The organism is Phormidium sp. CCY1219 (genome assembly GCF_035615515.1).
GTDB lineage: Bacteria > Cyanobacteriota > Cyanobacteriia > Cyanobacteriales > Laspinemataceae > CCY1219.
In genome coordinates, this window is record NZ_JAJENT010000012.1 from 1 (window position 1) to 211 (window position 211).

A 211-nucleotide genomic window follows, 5' to 3' on the forward strand; every position below is an offset into this window, starting at 1 on the left:
GATTCTACAGTTTCGACGGGTTCCGATGATTCGGGTTCTTGAACCGATGAAGTTTCGGGATTTTGGGCAGTTTCTTCCCTGGCGGTGGTGTCGGCGGTTTCTGTTACCGCTTCCACAGGTTCAGAGGTAGAATCGTCGGTGGTTTCAGCCACCACTCGTTCCGGGTTTTCTTCTGCAGAATTGTCCGCAGTTTCGGTTGGTTCTGCTGAGG

At 52.6% G+C, this 211-nt stretch carries 1 protein-coding gene; it reads right to left on the reverse strand.

The features are described from left to right. The coding region (locus LKK83_RS00235) for a hypothetical protein (protein ID WP_324628743.1) at positions 1-211 on the reverse strand (211 nt) is incomplete at both ends.